The organism is Flavobacteriales bacterium (genome assembly GCA_016700415.1).
Lineage (GTDB): Bacteria > Bacteroidota > Bacteroidia > Flavobacteriales_F > PHOS-HE28 > PHOS-HE28.
In genome coordinates this window covers 1,596,746-1,617,080 of the sequence record CP065018.1, presented here as the reverse complement: position 1 = coordinate 1,617,080, position 20,335 = coordinate 1,596,746, and the positions used below count along the sequence as shown (strand labels likewise).

Annotated in this window: 15 protein-coding genes; 12 read left to right on the top strand and 3 right to left on the bottom strand. The window is 59.5% G+C overall.

The annotated features are described in order from the left end of the window. Nucleotides 1-37 precede the first annotated feature (37 nt). Genes IPP95_06785 through IPP95_06775 form a run of 3 tightly spaced genes read left to right on the top strand, consistent with a single transcriptional unit; the run spans nt 38 to nt 3,057 of the window. Nucleotides 38-1,150: a glycosyltransferase gene (locus tag IPP95_06785; GenBank protein QQS73907.1), complete on the top strand. Its 1,113-nt coding sequence runs from the start codon at nt 38-40 to the stop codon at nt 1,148-1,150. Further along, nucleotides 1,143-2,264, top strand: a complete 1,122-nt coding sequence (locus IPP95_06780) for a glycosyltransferase (GenBank protein ID QQS73906.1) — start codon at nt 1,143-1,145, stop codon at nt 2,262-2,264. The genes IPP95_06785 and IPP95_06780 overlap by 8 nt, the downstream gene beginning before the upstream one ends. A 52-nt stretch (nt 2,265-2,316) precedes the next feature. Continuing rightward, entirely contained in the window at nt 2,317-3,057 is a 741-nt protein-coding gene (locus IPP95_06775) for a class I SAM-dependent methyltransferase (GenBank protein QQS73905.1), read from the top strand. A 109-nt stretch (nt 3,058-3,166) separates the two neighbouring features. On the opposite strand, the gene IPP95_06770 is transcribed toward IPP95_06775, so the two are convergent. Further along, nucleotides 3,167-3,859 carry an ATP-binding cassette domain-containing protein gene (locus IPP95_06770; GenBank protein ID QQS73904.1) on the bottom strand — a complete coding sequence of 231 codons (693 nt, stop codon included), beginning with the start codon at nt 3,857-3,859 and terminating at the stop codon, nt 3,167-3,169. A gap of 195 nt (nt 3,860-4,054) precedes the next feature. Between IPP95_06770 and IPP95_06765 the strand changes: the two genes are divergently transcribed. From IPP95_06765 to gyrB, 3 genes are all read left to right on the top strand, one after another. Then, nucleotides 4,055-7,144 carry a tetratricopeptide repeat protein gene (locus IPP95_06765; protein ID QQS73903.1) on the top strand — a complete coding sequence of 1,030 codons (3,090 nt, stop codon included), beginning with the start codon at nt 4,055-4,057 and terminating at the stop codon, nt 7,142-7,144. Further along, nucleotides 7,141-8,865 (top strand): hypothetical protein, encoded by a 1,725-nt coding sequence (locus IPP95_06760; GenBank protein QQS73902.1) that lies wholly within the window; start codon nt 7,141-7,143, stop codon nt 8,863-8,865. Before IPP95_06765 ends, IPP95_06760 begins: the two co-directional genes overlap by 4 nt. A gap of 227 nt (nt 8,866-9,092) precedes the next feature. After that, nucleotides 9,093-11,051 (top strand): DNA topoisomerase (ATP-hydrolyzing) subunit B, encoded by a 1,959-nt coding sequence (gyrB, locus tag IPP95_06755; protein ID QQS74216.1) that lies wholly within the window; start codon nt 9,093-9,095, stop codon nt 11,049-11,051. A gap of 300 nt (nt 11,052-11,351) precedes the next feature. On the opposite strand, the gene IPP95_06750 is transcribed toward gyrB, so the two are convergent. After that, complete coding sequence (locus tag IPP95_06750; protein QQS73901.1) at nt 11,352-12,413, bottom strand: XdhC family protein; 1,062 nt, start codon at nt 12,411-12,413, stop codon at nt 11,352-11,354. Nucleotides 12,414-12,898: 485 nt separating this feature from the next. On the opposite strand from IPP95_06750, the gene IPP95_06745 reads away from it, so the two are divergent. From IPP95_06745 to uraH, 5 genes are all read left to right on the top strand, one after another. Continuing rightward, entirely contained in the window at nt 12,899-14,086 is a 1,188-nt protein-coding gene (locus IPP95_06745) for a urate hydroxylase PuuD (protein ID QQS74215.1), read from the top strand. Nucleotides 14,087-14,224: 138 nt separating this feature from the next. Next, nucleotides 14,225-15,577 (top strand): allantoinase AllB, encoded by a 1,353-nt coding sequence (gene allB, locus IPP95_06740; GenBank protein QQS74214.1) that lies wholly within the window; start codon nt 14,225-14,227, stop codon nt 15,575-15,577. Nucleotides 15,578-15,935: 358 nt separating this feature from the next. After that, the gene (gene alc, locus IPP95_06735) at nt 15,936-16,937 is read left to right on the top strand and encodes an allantoicase (protein ID QQS73900.1); all 1,002 of its coding nucleotides are present in this window, start codon (nt 15,936-15,938) and stop codon (nt 16,935-16,937) included. A 93-nt stretch (nt 16,938-17,030) separates the two neighbouring features. Next, nucleotides 17,031-17,534, top strand: a complete 504-nt coding sequence (gene uraD / locus IPP95_06730) for a 2-oxo-4-hydroxy-4-carboxy-5-ureidoimidazoline decarboxylase (protein QQS73899.1) — start codon at nt 17,031-17,033, stop codon at nt 17,532-17,534. An 85-nt stretch (nt 17,535-17,619) separates the two neighbouring features. After that, nucleotides 17,620-17,961: a hydroxyisourate hydrolase gene (gene uraH / locus IPP95_06725; GenBank protein ID QQS73898.1), complete on the top strand. Its 342-nt coding sequence runs from the start codon at nt 17,620-17,622 to the stop codon at nt 17,959-17,961. A 335-nt stretch (nt 17,962-18,296) separates the two neighbouring features. Here the strand turns inward: uraH and IPP95_06720 are convergent, their stop codons facing one another. Next, nucleotides 18,297-18,581 carry a hypothetical protein gene (locus IPP95_06720; GenBank protein QQS73897.1) on the bottom strand — a complete coding sequence of 95 codons (285 nt, stop codon included), beginning with the start codon at nt 18,579-18,581 and terminating at the stop codon, nt 18,297-18,299. Nucleotides 18,582-18,759: 178 nt separating this feature from the next. Between IPP95_06720 and IPP95_06715 the strand changes: the two genes are divergently transcribed. Next, entirely contained in the window at nt 18,760-20,208 is a 1,449-nt protein-coding gene (locus IPP95_06715) for a phosphoenolpyruvate kinase (protein QQS73896.1), read from the top strand. Nucleotides 20,209-20,335: the final 127 nt, after the last annotated feature.

Below are 20,335 nucleotides of genomic sequence, written 5' to 3'. Positions count from 1 at the left end.
GGGATAAATACGGGTCCCGGACCCTTTCTTTGCGTGGATGAAAGCCGCCCTTGTCAGCGTCACCAACGACCTGGCCACGGACAACCGCGTCCACCGCAGTTGTACCGTGCTTGTGGCCCTGGGCTACGAGGTGTTGTTGGTCGGTAGGAAACTCCCGGCCAGCCTGCCTTTGGAACGGCCGTACCGCACGCGGCGCATGCGGCTGCTCTTCAACAAGGGACCGCTGTTCTACGCGGAATACAACACCCGGCTTTTTCTGTTCCTGCTCTTCAGCCGGTCCACGCTGTTGCTAAGCAATGACTTGGACACGCTGCTTCCGAATTATTTGGTGGCGCGGATGCGGGGGAAGAAGCTCATCTACGACACGCACGAGTTTTATACGGAAGTCCCGGAGCTGGTGCGAAGGCCACGCATCCGTGCCGTGTGGCTCGCGATCGAACAGTGGATCTTCCCGAAACTGAAGACCGTGATCACCGTGAACCGGAGCATCGCGGAGCAGTACCATGCGCGCTATGGCAACACGGTGCAAGTGGTGCGCAACATCCCGATGAAGCGCGATCTCGGCCCGATGCCTTCGCGTGAAGCCCTTCAGCTACCAGCAGACAAGCGCATCCTGGTGATGCAGGGCGCTGGCATCAATGTCGATCGCGGCGCGGAAGAAGCGGTGCTGGCCATGCGGGAGCTACCGGAGTGCCTGTTGCTGATCATCGGAGGTGGCGATGCTTGGCCGGTGCTGGAGCAACTAGTGAAGGAACATGCGCTGCAAGACCGGGTGCGGCTGCTGGGGAAGTTACCCTACGAGCGCATGATGGCCTACACGCGCAACGCCGACTTGGGCCTCACGCTGGACAAGGACACCAACCTGAACTACCGCTTCAGTCTGCCCAACAAGCTGTTCGATTACTTGCACGCCGGCATTCCGGTATTGGCCACGGACCTGCCGGAGGTGGCGGGCATTGTAAGGGAATTTGATTGTGGTGTGGTACTGAAGCAGGCAGAGCCCGGGGCGATCGTCCAAGCCGTGCAGCAACTCCTTGCCGATCCCGCCCGCATTTCCGCCTTGCGCGCAAACGCTACTTTCGCGGCCCGCAAGCTGGACGGTGAAGAGGAAACCGCGAAGTTGCGATCGATCTTGGAGCACCTTGGCTGAACCCCATCTGCATATTGTCAGTTTCGATGTCCCATGGCCGGCGGATTACGGCGGGGTGATCGACGTCTTTTACAAGGTGAAGGCCTTGGCGGAAATCGGTGTGCGCATCCATCTGCACTGCTTCGAATACGGCAGGGCAGAGGCACCGGAGCTGGCGGAGATCTGCGAAAGCGTCCACTATTACAAGCGCGATACCGGCAAGCACCAGCTACTGAGCAGCCTGCCCTATGTGGTCCAGAGCCGCAGGAGCGAGGAACTTGTGGACCGGCTCTGTTCGGACGAGCATCCGATCCTTTTCGAAGGGCTGCATTCCTGCTATCACCTCGGTGACCGGCGCCTGCTCGGTCGCAAGCGCTTGGTGCGCACGCACAACGTGGAACACGACTACTATGCCGCGTTGGCGCTGGCGGAACGGAGCACGTTCAAGCGGACATATTTCGTGCAAGAAGCGCGGAAGCTCCGGAAGTTCGAGACCATCCTGAGCGAAGCCGATGTGCTGTTGGCGATCTCACCCAACGACCAGCACTATTTCGCCTCCCATTTCCGCGATGTAAGGCATGTGCCCGCCTTTCACCCCAGCGCCAAAGTGGATGTGCCCGGCGGCTTGGGTGATTTCTGCCTCTACCACGGCGCGCTGAGCGTGCCGGAGAACGACAGGGCCGCGCTCTATTTGGTGAACGAGGTGTTCCGCGGCCTGCCGATCCCCTTGGTGATCGCCGGGCGTGGCGCGAGCCCGGAGCTGCGGGCCGCTGTGGCCCGTGCGAACAACGTGAAGCTGCGCGAGAACATCCCCACGGCGGAGATCACCGCGTTGGTGCGCGCCGCACAAGTGAACGTATTGCCCACCTTTCAGGCCACCGGGATCAAGCTGAAGCTGCTGCTCTGCCTTTTCATCGGCCGCCATGTGGTCTGCAACACCCCGATGGTGCAGGACACCGGGCTGGAAAGCCTCTGTCGCGTGCATGATGATCCGGAGACCATGCGGCTCAGCATTCAGGCCTGTATGGCCGTGCCCGCCAGTGGGGCCGCGTTGGAAAAACGGGTGCGCGTGCTGGAGGAGCGCTTCTGCAATACCGCGAATGCGAAGGTGATACTGGGTATAGTTGTCGGTTGAACGTTGTCAGTTTGTCAAAGCCTGAAATACGTTGACAACATTCCAAGTCAACATGAAGGAAAATTTCTTCGCGTCCATCGCCAAGGATTATGCACGCTTCAGGCCCCGCTACCCTGACGCACTATTCGCCTATCTGGCATCGATCGCACCATCAAAGCGGGTCGTTTGGGATTGTGCTACCGGCAGTGGGCAGGCGGCTGCAAGTCTGGTGGACCATTTTGATCAAGTCGTGGCGACGGACATCAGCGAGGAACTGTTGGGGCAGGCCGACCCTCATGAGCGCATCCACTATAGAAAGGCCGATGCGTTGGCCAGTGGATTGGACGATGCATCTATCGACTTGGTGACCGTGGCCAATGCGATGCACTGGTTCCATGGAGAGGCATTTGAACGGGAGGTGCGGCGCGTGCTAGATCCCAATGGCGTGATCGCCGCGTGGAGTTTCGCCTTCGCGTACATAGGACCCGATGTGGACCGTTTGATCCACCGCTTGCATGATGAGATCGTTGATCCGTTCTGGATCGGGCCGAACCGCATTGTGGAACGGGGATACGGGGACCTGCATTTCGCTTTCGAACCTGTCCATGCGCCGTCCTTCGAGATGATCAGCCAGATGGACCTGGCCGGGGTTGAAGGCTACATGCGTACGTGGAGCGCAAGTGTGAAGTATCGCGCCAAACATGGCATCGATCCCGTGGACCTGATCCATGTGGAATTACTTGCCGCCTGGGGTGATCCGTCAACGAGCCGCGATGTTCGTTGGCAACTGAACCTGCGTGTTGGCCGGGTGTAGTGCTTCCGCGTGGGCGTGTGGTCGGCCGGGGGCTTGGTGCCAATTTCGAAATGCCGCGTGGTCGGTCTTATCCGCGTAGATCAGCCCTTTCAGCGTTATCTGCGTTCCATCACACGACGGGCGCAGCGCTCACCTCCAGCAACTTTCCCTCCTCGCAGCGGACCACCCGGGCGTTCACCTTCTTGATATGGGTGTAGTCGTGCGTGGCCATGATCACGCAGCGGCCGCCGCAACTGATGGTGTAGAGCAGCTCCACGATCTCCGCCGTGGTCTCGGGGTCCAAGTTGCCGGTGGGCTCGTCGGCCAGGATCAGTTCGGGGTCGTTCACCAGCGCACGTGCGATGCTGACGCGCTGCTGCTCGCCGCCGCTGAGCTCGTGCGGCATCTTGTAGCCTTTGTTGCCCAGGCCCACTTTCTCCAGCACTTCCTGCACCTGCCGTTCCATCGCCTTCTTGTCCTTCCACCCGGTGCTGCGCATCACGAACATCAGGTTCTCGTTCACGTTGCGGTCGCCCAGCAGCTGGAAATCCTGGAAGACGATGCCGATCTTCCGCCGCAGGTAAGGCACCTGCCTGCGCTTCAGCTTCCGCAGGTCGAAGCCCGCCACGTGGCCTTCGCCCTCCTTGAAGGGCAGGTCGCCGTAGAGCGTGCGCATCAGGCTGCTCTTGCCGCTGCCGGTGCGGCCCACGAGATAGACGAACTCGCCGGAATTGATCGTGAGGTCCACGTTGTTGAGCACCAGGTTCTCGCGCTGGAAGATCCGGGCGTCGTGCAGTTCGATGATGGGGGAAGTGTCGGCCATGGGGCGGTTCTGTGTACGCCCGCAAAGGGGCGTTCCGTGCAAGATCGTCCAAAGGAATAAAATTCCGGGGCGCATTCCTGCGTTCCTCTTTTCAATGCTTCAACATTCGGACCGGGAGGGTGAACACGGCAGCGTGGATAATTCAGGCCTTCCCCGCCGGTCCGCGCCCGCATCCCCCGGACCTTTGAACCGCTGATGAAGAACCTTCTCCGTCCCCGTCTTCTGCGCCTGATGCTGCCGTTGGCCCTTGTCGTCTGCGGCCTTGCGGCCATGGCGCAGCGGCCCGCGCACTACGAGCGCCCCGGTGCCCCGCTGGCGCATGCCATGGAGCTTTTCGACAAAGCCCAATACGGCGCGGCGCTGTACGAATTCGACCGCATCGCCGCCGCCACCCGCGATGAACATGCCGACCAACGCATCGAGGCCGAATTCTGGGGCGCGTTGAGCTCCGTGCGGCTTTTTCACGGCGACGCCAGCCACCGCTTGCTCGCTTTCATCGACGAACATCCGGAGAACTTCCACGTCCCGGCGCTCCGCCTCGAGCTCTTCCGCCACTACTTCGAACGCAAGCGCTGGGCCGATGCGTTGGCCTGGGCCGGGCAGGTGGATGAGACCGCTCTGGGTGCCAATGATCGTACGGAGTTCGTCTTCAAGAAAGGCTACGCGCTCTTCATGAACGACCAGCCCGACAAGGCCTTGGTGGAATTCGCCAAGGTGAAGGACGGGGACGGCATATACGCCGCGCCGGCCACGTACTATACGGCGCACATCAACTACGCCAAGCGGAACTATGCCGCTGCTTTGGAAGGTTTCGAAAAGCTGAAGGACGATGCCGCATTCGGCCGCGTGGTACCCTACTATATCGCGCAGATCCAATTCCTGCAAGGCCACTACGAAGCACTGTTGGAATATGCGAAGCCCTTGCTGGACGACCCCGACGGGACCAAGAGCAAGAATGACATCAACCGCTTGGCCGGCGAGGCCTACTACCGCACGGGCCAGTACAAGGAAGCGTTGCCCTACCTCGAGAAGAGCATCCAGCGGGCCGGTGTGGAGCGCGGCGACCGCTACATCGTGGGCTATGCCTACTACCAGAACGAGCAGTATCAGCAGGCGATGTCGCAGTTCACGCAGGTGGTGAACAACAGCACGGACAGCCTCGCGCAGCTTTCAGCCTACCACATGGCGGATTGCTATCTCAAGCTGGACCAGAAGAACTACGCACGCAATGCTTTCAAGAAGGCTTACGACTTGGGCAACGATCCGCGCGTCACCGAGGATGCGCTCTTCAACTACGCCAAGCTCGCCTACGAGCTTTCCTTCGACCCGTACAACGAGGCCATCATCGCCTTGCGCGATTACATGGCGAAGTATCCGAACTCCGCCCGGCACGACGAGGCGCAGGAATTCCTGCTCGACGTGTACCTGAAGACGAAGAACTACGAGGCCGCGCTCGGTGCGCTGGACGCGATCCATGACAAGGACATTCGGCTGAAGGAAGCCTACCAAAAGCTGGCGTTCGACCGTGGCGTGGAGCTGTACGAAGGCCGCAAGTATGCCGAGGCGCTCACCTTCTTCAACAAGGCGCTCATCTATCCGGTTGACCAGAAGGCCACGGTGCAGGCGCACTATTGGGCCGGTGAGTCGAACTATGCCATGGGCGACTATGACGCCGCGCTGAAGAAGTACGACGATGTGCGCAATGCGGGCGGAGCATACGCCACGGCGCTTTTCGAACAGGCAGGCTACAGCATGGGCTATGCCTTTTTCAAGCAGAAGCAGTACGACGAGGCCGCCACCGCCTTCCGCCGCGCGATCGACAACGCCCAGCTCGGGAAGCCGCAGCGTGACGACGCCATGATCCGCACTGGCGACTGCTACTACGTCACCAAGAACAATGCGACGGCCATCACTTGGTATGACAAGGCCATCAACGGCGGTGCGGTCGCAAAGGACTACGCCCAGTACCAGAAGGGCGTGTGCCAAGGCTTGGAGAAGAAGCCCTACGACAAGATCCTCACGCTGAAGGCGCTTTTGCAGGGTAAACCCAATAGCCAGTATGCCGCCGATGCCAAGTTCCAGCTCGGGGAGACCTACCTCGGCCTGGAGAAGGACGCCGATGCGCTCAACTTCTACCAGCAGGTGGTGACGCAGCACGCCAACTCGCCGCACGTACGCCAGAGCATGCTGCAGAGCGCACTGATCGACAAGCGCCAAGGCCGGACCGACAAAGCGCTGGACGGCTTCAAGGCCGTGGTGGCGAAGTACCCCACGATGGACGGCTCCCGCGACGCATTGGCGGGCATCGAGAGCATCTATTCCCAGCAAGGCAACGTGGCGGCCTACGAGGATTATGTGAAGTCGCTCTCCTTCGTGGACCCGGCCTCGCTGGATCTCGACGAGAAGTACTTCCGCAGCGCGGAACAGCTCTACTTCGCGGAAAAATGCGATCAGGCCGTGGGCGCCTTCCGCGACTATTTGGCCAAGTATCCTAATGGTGCATATGCCTTGAACGCCGAGTTCTACACCGCGGACTGCCTTTATCGCGGGAAACAGGATGATGCTGCCCTGCCCGGGTTCGAGAAAGTGGTGGCCAGCGGCGATCCCCAGTTCCGCGAGCATTCCTTGGCCGCCGCCAGCGATATCCTCTTCCGCGAAAAGCGATGGGCCGCAGCATTGGAATATTTCACCCAGTTGGCACAGACCGCCGCCCTTCCGGTGAACGTGCTGGCCGGACAGGTGGGGCAGATGCGCTGCCTCACGGAGTTGCAGCGCACGAGCGAGGCTGCCGCTGCCGCGAAGAAGGTGATCGCCAATGATGATGCCAATGCGGACCTCAAGGCGCAGGCCGGATTAGCCGTGGGGCAGGGGGCCATCAACGATAACGACCTCGATGCCGCATACACCCGCTTCAAGGGTATTGCGAACGCTTCCAATAACGTCTACGGAGCCGAGGCCGCCTACAACATGGCCTATGTGCGCTACCTCCAGAAGCGCTACAAGGACGCGGAGAAGGAAGTGTTCAGCTTAGTGAAGAAATTCCCCAGCTACGACCATTGGAAGGCCAAGGCGTTCATCCTGCTCGGCGACATCTACGTAGGCATGGACGACCTGTTCCAAGCCAAGTCCACCCTGCAGAGCGTGATCGACCATTGCAACGAACCGGACCTGGTGACCCAGGCCTCCGAACGCTTGGCGAACATCAAGGAGAACGCCCCGGCGAAAACCTCCACGGACAGCATTCCCGCGGAGGACAACACCATACCGATGCCAGGCAGCAAATGAGAACGATGACGCACCTCTTCACCCGAAGCTGCGTGATGGTCCTCGCGACCCTCACCGGCACCTTGCTTCAGGCCCAAAGCGGCGAGGAGTATTACTTCAACGGCATCTACAACCCCACGCTCGCGGACGTCCACAAGATCGACCTGCGCCCCGTGGCGTACGACACCATTCTCCCGGAGAAGGCCATCACCTATGCAATGCTCACCGTGAAGGGCGAGGTGCCCGCGCACGTGGACAGCATCGAGGCGGCGCGGCTCAACATCCAGTTGGCCCAGGAGAAGTTGTACAAGGGCTTCGTGAAGGCCGGCTTCGGGCTGTACACCACCCCGTTGGCGGAGATCTACTACGATCAGACCCGCTCCAAGAGCAACGGGTACGGACTGCACTATAAGCACATGAGCAGCAACGGCGGCATCAAGGACCGTGGGCCGAGTGACTACAGCTTCAACAACCTGGACGCCTTCTACAACGCGTACCTGAGCCACCATGACGTGGAAGGACGACTGATGTATGACCGCCGCCGGATCAGCTACTACGGCTATTCCAGCACAGACAGTTTGGAGAACCTGATCAAGGCCTCGCCGGACCCGCCGAAGGATGCGTTGAAGCAGGTTTACAACGACATCGGCTTCGCGGTACGCGTTAAGAGCCTGTACAAGGACAGCACGAAGCTCGCGCACGATGTGGGTCTGGAGGTCCACAATTACACCAACCTCACCAAGAGCCGCGAGCTGAACGTGAAGTTGAACGCGCGATTGGCGATGGAACTGGGCACGGAGACCTATGGCGGGGAGATCCTTATCGACAACAATTCCTACCGCGGGGAAAGGGACAGCCTCCCGGAACTGCGGCAGAACGGCACCATGGTGGGCATTTCACCTTTCGTGAGCACCACCGACGACCGCTACCTGGTGCGGGTGGGCGCCGGGATCTACGTGGATGCCATGGGCAAGACAACCTTCCACTTCTATCCACAGGCCTATGCCCAGTACCGTCTTTTTGATGACATCCTGGTGCCCTACGTCGGGGTGGACGGCCACCGCATGCGCAACAGTTTCCGAAGCCTCACCCGGGAGAACCCCTTCCTACAGGGCGCACCATCGCTGGAGAACTCCAGCCTCATGTACGACGTGTACGGAGGCTTGCGCGGTAGCCTGAGCCGCGATGTGGGCTTTGATGTCCGCATCAGCAAGAGCCGCATCCAGGACCGGCCGTTGTTCATCGGCGTGGAAGATGACTACAACGGCATCCGCTATGGCGACCGCTTCATTCCGGTGTATGACCGTGTGGACCGGTTGGATGTCGGCGGGGAGCTGCGCTACAGCCATGACGAGCACATCAACATCCACGGCGGGCTGCACATATTCAGCTACAAGACCGAGGAACAGGAAGAGGCATGGAACCTGCCCACATACAGCATCAACCTCGGAGCCGTTTATGACTTCCAGGACAAGCTGCTGGTGAAGCTGGATGTGGAATTCCTCGGGACCCGGAAGTCCACACTGACCGTGCCCGCCGACTGGAACGACCTTTCGCCGGTCCCCACTGCCACGGACATGGGCGGCTACGTGGACATCCACCTTGGGCTGGAGTACCGCTATACCAAGCGCCTCAGCGTCTTCTTGGACTTCAGCAACCTGAGCGCCAGCAAGTACGAGCGCTGGTACAACTATCCGGTGCAGCGGACACTGATGCTGGGCGGGGCGACGTTCGCCTTCTGAGTTGATCTTATAGTCTCGTTGTCAGGTAGTTGCGTCGCCTTTCTTCGGCGAGGCGTGATCCTCTCGAAGTGGGTTTTCAACAGACGCACTTGATCTGTTGGTAAAAATCGCCAGATCCCGCGTCCGCATTGAACTTTTGCGGTGATCCGCACCCCCAAAAGCGGTATCTTCGCGTGCCTTCAGAAAACGGGGGGCAGATCCAAGCGAAAATGGCAGAGACAGTGGAAATGAGCGAAGCGAAAAAGAAAGCGGCCGCCAGCTACGGAGCGGACAGCATCCAAGTGCTGGAGGGCCTTGAGGCGGTACGGAAACGCCCGGCCATGTACATCGGCGACATCGGCATGAAGGGCCTGCACCATTTGGTGTACGAGGTGGTGGACAACTCCATCGACGAGGCCCTTGCCGGGCATTGCGATACGATCGATGTGCACATCCTGCCCAACAACAGTATCCGGGTGAAGGACAACGGTCGTGGCATCCCCGTGGCCATCCACGCCAAGGAGGGCCGCTCCGCCCTGGAAGTGGTCATGACCGTGCTTCACGCCGGTGGCAAATTCGACAAGGACAGCTACAAGGTCTCCGGCGGCCTCCACGGTGTGGGCGTATCCTGCGTGAACGCGCTGAGCGACATGTTGCTCGCGGAGGTCCATCGCGACGGCAAGATCTACCAACAGGAATACAGCGCGGGCAAGCCGAAGTACCCCGTTAAGGAGACCGGTACCACCGACGAAAGAGGGACCGTCATCACCTTCCACCCGGACGCCAGCATTTTCCAGGTCAGCGAGTTCAACTACGACACCTTGGCCGCACGCCTGCGGGAACTGTCCTTCCTGAACAAGGGCATCAAGCTCACCCTCACCGATGAGCGCCACGCCAACGAGGACGGCAGCTTTGTCACCGATACCTTCCACAGCGAGGAGGGGTTGGTGGAATTCGTGAAATACCTCGACGGCACCCGTGCACCGCTGATCGAGAAAGTGATCTACATGGAAGGGGAGAAGCAGAACATCCCCGTGGAGATCGCCATGGTGTACAACGATTCCTACACCGAGAACCTCCATTCCTACGTCAACAACATCAATACCCACGAAGGCGGCACGCACTTAGCAGGCTTCCGCCGCGGACTGACCCGCACGCTGAAGAAGTACGCCGACAACAGCGGGGCCACCAAGAACCTCAAGTTCGAGATCGCCGGTGATGACTTCCGCGAGGGCCTCACCTGCGTGATCAGTGTAAAGGTGCAAGAGCCGCAGTTCGAGGGCCAGACCAAGACCAAGCTCGGCAACAGTGAAGTGATGGGCGCCGTGGACCAAGCGGTGAGCGAGATGCTCGAGAACTACTTGGAGGAACATCCCAAGGATGCGAGGCAGATCGTGGACAAAGTGATCCTGGCCGCCACCGCCCGCCATGCCGCCCGCAAGGCCCGTGAGCTGGTGCAGCGTAAAGGCGCCATGAGCGGTATGGGCCTGCCCGGCAAGCTCGCCGATTGCCAGAGCAAGGATCCCGCCATGAGCGAGATCTTCCTGGTCGAGGGAGACTCCGCTGGAGGAACTGCTAAGCAGGGCCGTAATCGCGAGTTTCAGGCCATCCTGCCGCTACGCGGTAAGATCCTCAACGTGGAGAAGGCCATGGTCCATAAGATCTACGAGAACGAGGAGATCCGGAACATCTACACCGCGCTCGGCGTCCACATCGGTACCGAGGATGATAGCAAGGCGCTCAACATGGAGAAGCTGCGCTACCACAAAGTGATCATCATGTGCGACGCCGACGTGGACGGTAGCCATATCCAGACGCTGATCCTCACCTTCTACTACCGCTATATGAAGGAGCTGATCGAGAACGGTTACGTCTACATCGCCACCCCGCCGCTGTACCAAGTGAAGAAGGGCAAGGAAGGCGTGTATTGCTGGACCGATGAGGAGCGCGACCGCACCATCGAACGCATGAAGGGTCCGAACAAGGACGGCAGCGTGCATGTGCAGCGCTACAAAGGTCTCGGTGAGATGAACGCCGAGCAGCTCTGGGAGACCACCATGAATCCGGAAAGCCGCACCCTGCGCCAAGTAACGATCGATAACGGCACGGAAGCCGACCGCATCTTCAGCATGCTGATGGGCGACGAAGTGCCCCCACGCCGCGAATTCATTGAGAAGAACGCGGTATACGCAAAGCTGGACGTCTAAGACGCCTACTTAACAGGTGATCCGGCGCGAGCCGGTGAGACCTATGGAAGCCTCGGGTAACCGGGGCTTCCTCTTTCTTTGCAGTTGTCAGTTGTCGGTTGTCAGTTGTCAGGGCGCTTGGCCAGTTCTGTGCCAACTTATAGGCCCCGATGCGCTCGAATGCAAACCGGAGGCACGCGCCTGCCTGCGGAAGGCAGGCTCGCGTTTTTCGTGAGTGCGTGCAGCACGAAGAATGCAGCACAAGCCACGAAGCGTGGGAACCTGCGTCAATCCTTACAACTGACAACCGACAACTGACAACTAAGCCCGGTTCTTCACCGAAATAACCTCAGCCGCAATGCTCACCGCGATCTCCTCCGGCGTCTTGCTGTTGATCGGAAGCCCGATCGGGGTGCGGATCCGCCCCAGTTCCTCCTCCGAGAAGCCGTCCTTCCGCATGTCGACGAGGATCTTCTTGATCTTCTCCGCGCTGCCCATCATGCCGAGGTACTTGAAGCGTTGCCGCACGAGCTGCCTCACCAGCAGGTCGTCCGTGCGATAGCCGAAGGAGACGAGCACCACGTAAAGCTCGGGATCCGCTGCGATCACATCGCCGATCTGTTCATAGTCCACCACACTACTTTCGTGCGCCCATGTGTTCACTTCCTTGGTGTTCAGGCCGACGCGATCGTCCATCAAGTGAACATGGAAGCCGAGTTGGTTCATCGTGCGGCTGAGCGCGAGGCCCACATGCCCTGCGCCGAGGATGATGATGCGCGGCGCAGAACCGAGACGCTCGCGATAGTGCCAATGTTCCGGGATTTCCTTGTGAAGCACTTTATCGTCCTTCGCTTGCGGAAGATCGCCGGTGCGGATGCTTTCGTTGCTGAGCAAAAGTCCGATGGTCCGATCTTTTTGCAGGCTGTGCGTGATCTCGCGAACGAGCTTCAATTGATCCTTTCCGAGCGGGAAGAATGCCACGGACTGTTCGCCGGAGCAGATCATGCCGGAGCGGTCGACGGGTTCATCGGCGCGGTGGATCTGACGCTTGAGCATTGGCGATCCGGGTGCCGCAGGGTCCCGAGGCGGAGACCCTGCGGGAGTACAATGTGAAGAGGCCACGTGAGTTACGGAAATACCTCCCGCAGGGTCTCGCGAAGCGGACCCTGCGGCCAAGTGTGCTCTCGCGAGTTCTACCAACTTATGCTCCATGCTCCCCCCGCCTATGGAACCATGCAGCTCCCCGCCGCTCGTCACCAACGCCTTGAAGCCCGCGCGGCCCGGGCTGCTGCCGATGCTTTCCACCACCACAAGCAGCATGCAACGCTCCCCGTGTTCGAGGGCCGCCAACGCATTCAGCCAAAGTTCCAGTTCCTTGTTCACGATAGGGCGTTCAAAGTACAGCGTTCCGGTTGTGTATTGAAAAGTGCAGGAATGTACCAACTTCGCCAACCATGTCCCGCTTACTGAAATACATGATCCTTGCCGTTGCCCTTTCAGGCGCTGCGCATGCCTTCGCGCAAGCAGTTGCGGATACCCCCACTGTGGACACGCTCACAACAGCCACTGCCAGCGCACCCGCTGAAGCGACCGGGCACCTGTTCACCTATTTGGAAAAGCTCATCGTCGCCCCGTACACCGGGATCATGGCCGCGTTGCTGTTTCTGCTGTTCTTCCTCTTCATCTGGTTCCGCAGCTTAGCGAAAAAGCTGGATCAGCAGCTCGCCGACCCCTACATCTCCGAGGGTCCCCGCTTCGATCTGGAGCAGGCCCGTTCCACCGCCATCGCTTCGCGGCAGACCGCCAAGTTCTTCGGCTGGACCTTCCTCTTGGGCTATTTGCTCTACGTCGGGGTGCATGGCAGCGAGATGGAGGGTTACGTGACGCAGTGGCTCAACCTCGCCCTCCGCTGGACCCACCTGATCGCCGGCATCATGTGGATCGGAGCCTCGTTCTACTTCATCTTTTTGGAAAACAACCTCAACCGCACCGAGGGTCTGCGCGACGAGCTGGCCGGTAACCTCTGGGCCATCCACGGCGGCGGCTTCTACTACGTGGAGAAATACGAGGTGGCCCCGAAGGTGATCCCCAAGCACCTGCACTGGTTCAAGTACGAGGCGTATTTCACCTGGCTAAGCGGCTTCTCACTGCTCTTCATCGTTTACTACGCCGATGCAAAAGCATTCATGATCGACCCGTCCGTGGCGGCGCTCAGCCCTGCGGAAGCGATCTGCATCGGCATCGGTTCCATGGTGCTCGGCTGGGCGATCTACGACCTGATGAGCAAGAGCAAACTGGTGCTGCGGCAGGACCTCTTCGCGCTGGTGGGCATCCTCGTGCTGGGCGCGCTCACCTACGTGCTCACGCACCTGCTCAGCGGCCGCGCGGCGTACATCCATGTGGGCGCATTGCTCGGGACGATCATGGCGGGCAACGTCTTCTACACCATCATCCCCAGCCAGAAAGCCTTGGTGCGTGCCGCGAAGACCGGCCAGCCGCTGGACGCCACGCTCGGCAAGAAGGCCGGGCAGCGCAGCCTGCACAACAACTACATCACGCTGCCGGTGGTCTTCATCATGCTCAGCAACCACTTCCCGAGCACCTTCGGGCACAGCGGCAACTGGCTCATCCTGATGGTGATCACCGTGGCGAGCATGGGCATCAAGCACTACTGGAACCTGCTGGACCGCGGCGTGAAGCGCACTTGGGTACTGGTGGCAAGCATCGGGGCCTTGGTGGTGTTAAGCGCCGCGATCTCACCCGCCATGGAAGCCACCGTCGACGTCGCCATCCCGGCCAGCTTCAGCGATGCCGACGCCATCATCCAGCGCCGCTGCGTGCAATGCCACAGCGCCGATCCCACCGACGATGTGAACCACATAGCTCCCAACGGCGTGAAACTCGATACGCCGGAGGAGATCAAGGCCATGGCGTCAAGGATCATGGAACGCACCGTGCGCACCCACACCATGCCCCAAGGCAACAAGACCGGCATGACGGAAGAGGAGCGGACCGTGCTGAAGCGATGGATCCTGCAAGGAGCGAAGATTGATTAGCTGATGTGGCGATTAGCGGATTAGCTGATGGAATGCGAGGACCGCCGTTACTTTATCGGAGATGATCTGGATCACGGGAGCAGCGCACGTAGTTGAGAGAAGAGGCATCAGCTAATCATCACATCAGCTAATCAGCTAATCATCGAAACCGCCCTCCATAGCACCCGCGTAATCACCCCAACCGGTGTCGTCGAAGCCACGCTATTACTCGCGGAAGGCAAGATCACCGATGTCCTCCCAGGCAAGATCCAACCCGAAGGCATCCCCTATGAAAGCGTCGGCAACAAGGTCATCATACCCGGCGTCATCGACGCGCACGTCCACATCAACGAGCCGGGCCGCACGGAGTGGGAAGGCTTCGAGACCGCTACGAAAGCCGCGGCAGCGGGGGGCACCACCACGTTGATCGAGATGCCACTGAACGCCAGCCCGGTCACCACCACGGCCGCTGCGCTGAAGCTCAAGTTGGAAGCTGCCAAAGGCAAACTGCACGTCAACTGCGGCTTCTACGGCGGCGTCATCCCCACCAACATCGACGAACTCGACGAACTACTGAAGTCCGGCGTCTTCGGCATCAAGGCCTTCCTCACGCACTCCGGCATCGATGAGTTCCCGAGCGTCACCGAGGCGGACCTCCGGAAAGCGCTGCCGATCCTCAAAAAGCATAACGCCAAGTTGCTCGTTCACTGCGAGCTGGAGGGCGTAGGGACGATGCATGCATCGTCCAGCCCCGACAGCCCCGACAGCGCGCGCAGCTACGCGCTGTACCTAGCATCAAGGCCTACGAGCTGGGAGACCGACGCCATCGCCCTCATGATCCGCCTCAGCGAGGAGTACGACGTCCACGTCCACATCGTACACGTCTCCGCTGCGGAAGCCCTGCCGTTGATCCGCGCAGCGAAGAAGCGCGGCCTCCGCATCACCGCCGAGACCTGCCCGCACTACCTCGTCTTCTGCGCGGAAGACATCCCCGACGGCGCCACCGAATACAAATGCGCACCACCTATCCGCGAACGGGCCAACAACGAACTGCTCTGGGAAGCCCTGAAGGACGGCACCCTCGACTTCGTGGCCACCGACCACAGCCCCGCGCCGCCGGACATCAAGGAGCAGCAGAGCGGCGACTTCATGAAAGCCTGGGGCGGCATCGCGGGCTTGCAGTTTCTGTTGTCCGCCTTCTGGACCGGCGCGAAGGAGCGTGGCTTTTCGCTGGAAGATGTGGCGCGTTTACTCTGCGAACACCCGGCGGATTTCCTTGGGATGAAGAAGAAAGGCCGCATCGCACCCGGCTGCGATGCCGACCTGGTGATCTGGGACCCGGAGGCGAGTTTTGTGGTAAAGACGGAGGACGTGCAGCACCGGCACAAGCTCACGCCGTATGTAGGGCGGAGGTTGAATGGGGTGGTGGAGCGGACGGTTGTGGGAGGGAGTGTGGTTCTTACCAATGGCAGGTTCACAAGAGATATGGCAGACCCCCTTTTGGCCAAGTGATGTTTAGCGATTCAGTCCTCTTAGTTGATGAAAAATTGCTTGAAACACTCAAGGACGACTTTGAGTTGATTGATAGTGCGTCTTGGTTTGAGCTTTATCGATTCCGTCGTGATGGCTCGCTTTGGCGATTGGATGAATGGGACAAGTATCAGGAGAGGTTTCTTGTCCAAGTCCCATCGCAAGTTGGTTGGGCTAACTTTGATTGCAGACAGTTACAGGAGAAGTTTCTTGAGAAACGTCGTGGAATTTCCAATGAGCGATGTTCCATGAAAGATTGCCAAAGGCCAACGCTGAATAAGTTGGCCTACTGTTCTAAGCACGCGTATGAAATCGGGATTAGGATATGATCGAAAAAAGCATGAAAGACCAACAAGCCCCCGCCTTCACCCACCTCATCAACCTCGCTGCCGAGCGCTTTGGGGCCAAGGTGCTGTGGTGTACCGATGATTTCTTCGCCGAGAAGGAGAACCTGATCAAACCGGAGAAGGCCATCTTCATCCCGGAGAAATTCACTGAACGCGGCAAGTGGATGGACGGCTGGGAAAGCCGCCGCAAGCGCACCGAAGGCCACGACGAGGCCGTGATCCAGCTCGGTGCCGCCGGGGTCATCAAAGGCTTCGATGTGGACACGTCCCACTTCTTGGGCAACCAACCGCAGTACTGCACCATCGAGGCATGCTACGCCCCTGACGGGGACTGGGAAAAAGCCACGTGGGTTGAGGTGCTTGGCAAGACCATGCTCAACCCGGGGAGTCAGCATCTCCTGGACGTGGACAGCGTAAGGACGATGCATGCATCGTCCGGGCTGGCCACACATGTGAAGCTCCACATCTACCCGGACGGCGGTGTGGCAAGGCTCCGCGTCTACGGCGAAGTGAAACGCGATTGGAACGCCGTAGCACCCACCGAGGTCATGGACTTAGCATCAGCCCAGAACGGCGCTCTCGCCATCCAGTGCAACGACATGTTCTTCAGCCACATGAACAACTTGCTGATGCCCGGCCGCGGCGTCAATATGGGCGACGGCTGGGAGACCAAGCGCAACCGCACGCCCGGCAACCGTGATTGGGTGATCGTCCGTCTCGCGCACAAGGGCATCCTGAAAAAAGCGCTGATCGACACCTGCCACTTCAAAGGCAACTACCCGGACAGCTTCAGGCTGGAAGGCTGCATGAGCGAAACCGATGATCTTTCCAGCGCCAAGTGGAGCACCCTTATCGAGCGCACCAAGCTGCAGGCCCACCACGAGCACCCTTACGAAAAGGAGCTGGTTTGCAAGGAACCGGTGTCGCACGTACGTTTGAACATCTTTCCCGACGGAGGCGTGAGCCGGATGCGGCTGTGGGGGATTATCGTTTGAGAACGCAAATGAACATACCACGAAGAACACAAAGTACACGAAGGGAATTTCCTTTGCGCTCTTCGCGTCCTTTGCGGTAGTCCTTTTTCAACAATGAACATCGATCAACTCAACCGCCTCTCGGAAGCTGATGCCACTGCGGCCTTCGAGCAATGCTGTGGTGCCGCCGAATGGGTGGAGCGCATGGTGTACTCCCGCCCTTTCGATAGTCTCGGCGAAGTGCTGGAGACCAGCGACACCATCTGGGAGGAATGCGACGTGGACGACTACGAGGAAGCCTTCACGCACCACCCGAAGATCGGGGATGTGGATAGCCTCGCCAAGAAGTACGCCAACACGAAAACGTGGGCGACTGGCGAGCAAAAAGGCATGGAAAGCGCCGACCGTGCCGTGATCGAAAAACTCGCAGAAGGCAACACGGCCTACGAAGAGAAGTTCGGGCACATCTTCATCGTGAACGCCACGGGCAAAAGCGCAGCCGAAATGCTGGCTCTGTTAGAAGCACGCATGAAGAACGACCCCAAGGACGAGATCCACATCGCAGCGGGGGAGCAGAACAAGATCACGAAGCTGCGGTTGAAGAAATTGCTGGCGTGAAGTACCACTAAGAACACGAAGGACACAAAGCCATGCCGCTCCCTTTCTTCGTAGTGTTCTTTGCGTCCTTTGCGGTAGAACTTCCATGAGCACGATATCCACCCACGTCCTCGATACCGCCCGCGGCATCCCCGCCCAAGGCATTCGCATTACCCTGCAACGCTCCACTGCCGAGCATACGTGGGAGGACCTCGCCATGGGCAGCACCAACGCCGATGGCCGCATCCCGGACCTCCTGCCCAAGGACAGCAAACTCGCCGAAGGCATCTACCGCATGCGTTTCGATGTCTCGGCCTACTTCAGCGAGCACAAGACCAAGAGCTTCTACCCCTACATCGAAGTAGTGTTCGAACTCGGCGCGGATGGCCACTATCATGTGCCGTTGTTGTTGAGCCCTTATGGGTACTCAACGTATCGGGGGAGCTGAGGAAGTGGGTGACTTACTTCTTCTTCTTCGCGCGCTTCTTTACGGGCTTGGCCGAAAGGCGCTGTTGCTTTTTGGTCGCCTGTGTTAGTGCGAGGTAGTTCTCGTTGGTCAGCACCTTACGAGCACTGGACAGAGGATAGTTCGCCTGTTCCGGAGTCAGCTTTAGTGTTCGGAAAGTTGAACTTTTTCGCGCCACCATTGGTGGAGAGTGAAAGGGGGTGGGCAAATTTCCCCCTCCCTTTGGTAAGTTCCGGATCCTCTACCTCTTGCGCAAACTCATACCCGACTTTTGCCAACCAACGCTTGATCAGTTCGGCCTTCGGGCTGGGGATGGACTAAACGATCCGGAGCAGGCCTTCGGTGTTCGCACAGTTCAACTTTTGCGTGCCACCACTGGTCGGAATGATAAGGGGGTGTACAATTTGTACCCACCCTTTGGTGAGTTCCGGATCACGCTTACGGAGCTTGTGAACGTACTGCGATACATCCAAGGAATCGGTAAGTGCCGGGACCACATCGGCCACAACGAACCACCACTCATTGTTGTGCAGCGTGCGGCGAACTTCCTTGCGCTGGAAGATGGCGATCCCGCCCTCCGTTTTAACCTCTTTCTTGGCCATGTTGATAGGATCACATTGACGGCGAATGCGTCAATGGCATTGGAGCAAGATAATGGCGGGGAGGGGTACTACATTGTGCCGTTGTTGTGTAGTTCGCCGCACGGCGGATGCTCGACATACCTGGAAAGTTGAGTTCTCATTTCTCGCACTATCACTATCGCATACTCGCACGCGTTCCATGGCAACAAGCATTTCATCCAAAGACAAGTCCCGCATCCTCGCCTCCCTCGGCAAGGCCAACAAAGCCTTCCAGCAGATCTACCCCGGCGACAAGCCCGACCGCCAACCAGTACACACCGTTTACGGCGGTGCCGATCTTTTCACTGCCGAGACCGCGCAGAAAATGGCCAATGCCGCGCTGAAAACCTTCACGGAGAACGCCGCCGACTTCACCGAATTCGCCCGCGCCATTGAGCTGCCCGGCTATGACAAGCTGCCGAAGAAGTTGAGCGCGCAAATGTTCGAGGAGAAGCGTTTGGACAAGCTCGCTGCGAGCAAGACCCAACAACATCTCTACAAGGCAGATCCGAATTGGCTGGCGCACGCCACCTACAACAAGGTGATCCACAAGCTGCGCACCGAAGCGCTGGAGGATTTCCGCATCGACTTCGAGGACGGTTTCGGCAACCGCAGCTGGGAGGAGGAGGACGCCACCGCCGCACAGGCCGCTGTGGAAGTCGCGAAAGGCATGAAAGCGAAATCACTGCCGCCGTTCATCGGCATCCGCATCAAACCCTTCACCGAGGACCTGAAGGAACGCGGCGCGCGCACGCTTGACATCTTCTTAACCACACTCGCCAGCAAGACCGGCGGCAAACTCCCGAACAACTTCGTGGTGATGCTGCCCAAAGTGTCCATCCCCGAGCAGATCACCGCGCTGGTGCAACTCTTCGAAGTGATCGAGGCCAACACCAAGATCGCCAAGGGCGCGCTGAAGATGGAGATGATGGTGGAGACCACGCAGGCCACGATCGGCGCCGATGGCAGCAACCCGCTACGCCGTTTCGTGCTCGCCAGCAAGGGCCGCATGATCGCCACGGCCTTCGGCACCTACGACTACACCGCCGCCAACAACATCACCGCGAAGTACCAGGACATGGGCCACGCCGTCTGCGATTTCGCGCACATGATGATGAAGGTCGCGCTCGGCGCCACCGGCATCTGGCTCAGCGATGGCGCCACCAACGTCATGCCCATCGGTCCGCACCGCGGCGCCAAACTCACGCCGAAGCAACGCGCCGAGAACAAGGCCGTGATCCACCGCAACTGGAAAAAGGCGTACGACCACACGCGCCACTCGCTCTGGAAGGGCCTCTACCAAGGCTGGGACCTCAACCCCGCGCAATTCCCCATGCGCTACGCCGCCGTCTACAGCTTCTTCCTGGAGAGCTACGACGATGCCGCCGCGCGCCTCAAAGCCTTCGTGGAACGCGCCGCACGCGCCACGCTCACCAGCGATGTCTTCGACGATGCCGCCACCGGTCAGGGCCTGCTCAACTATTTCTTGCGCGGCCTCAATTGCGGCGCGATCAGCGAGGAAGAGGCACTGGCCACCGGGCTTTCGTTGGCGGAGATCCGGACGCGGTCGTTCCTGAAGATCTTGGAAGGCAGAAGGGAACGCAGATGACGCTGAAAGAGCGGATCACCACTGATCAGAGGACCATCTTATCTGCGTTTATCTGCGCGCTTCGTCTGCGTTATCAGCGTTCTATTCTTTTGGGCGTGCCCCTCGCAAAGCCTCGCCGTCGGGCTAT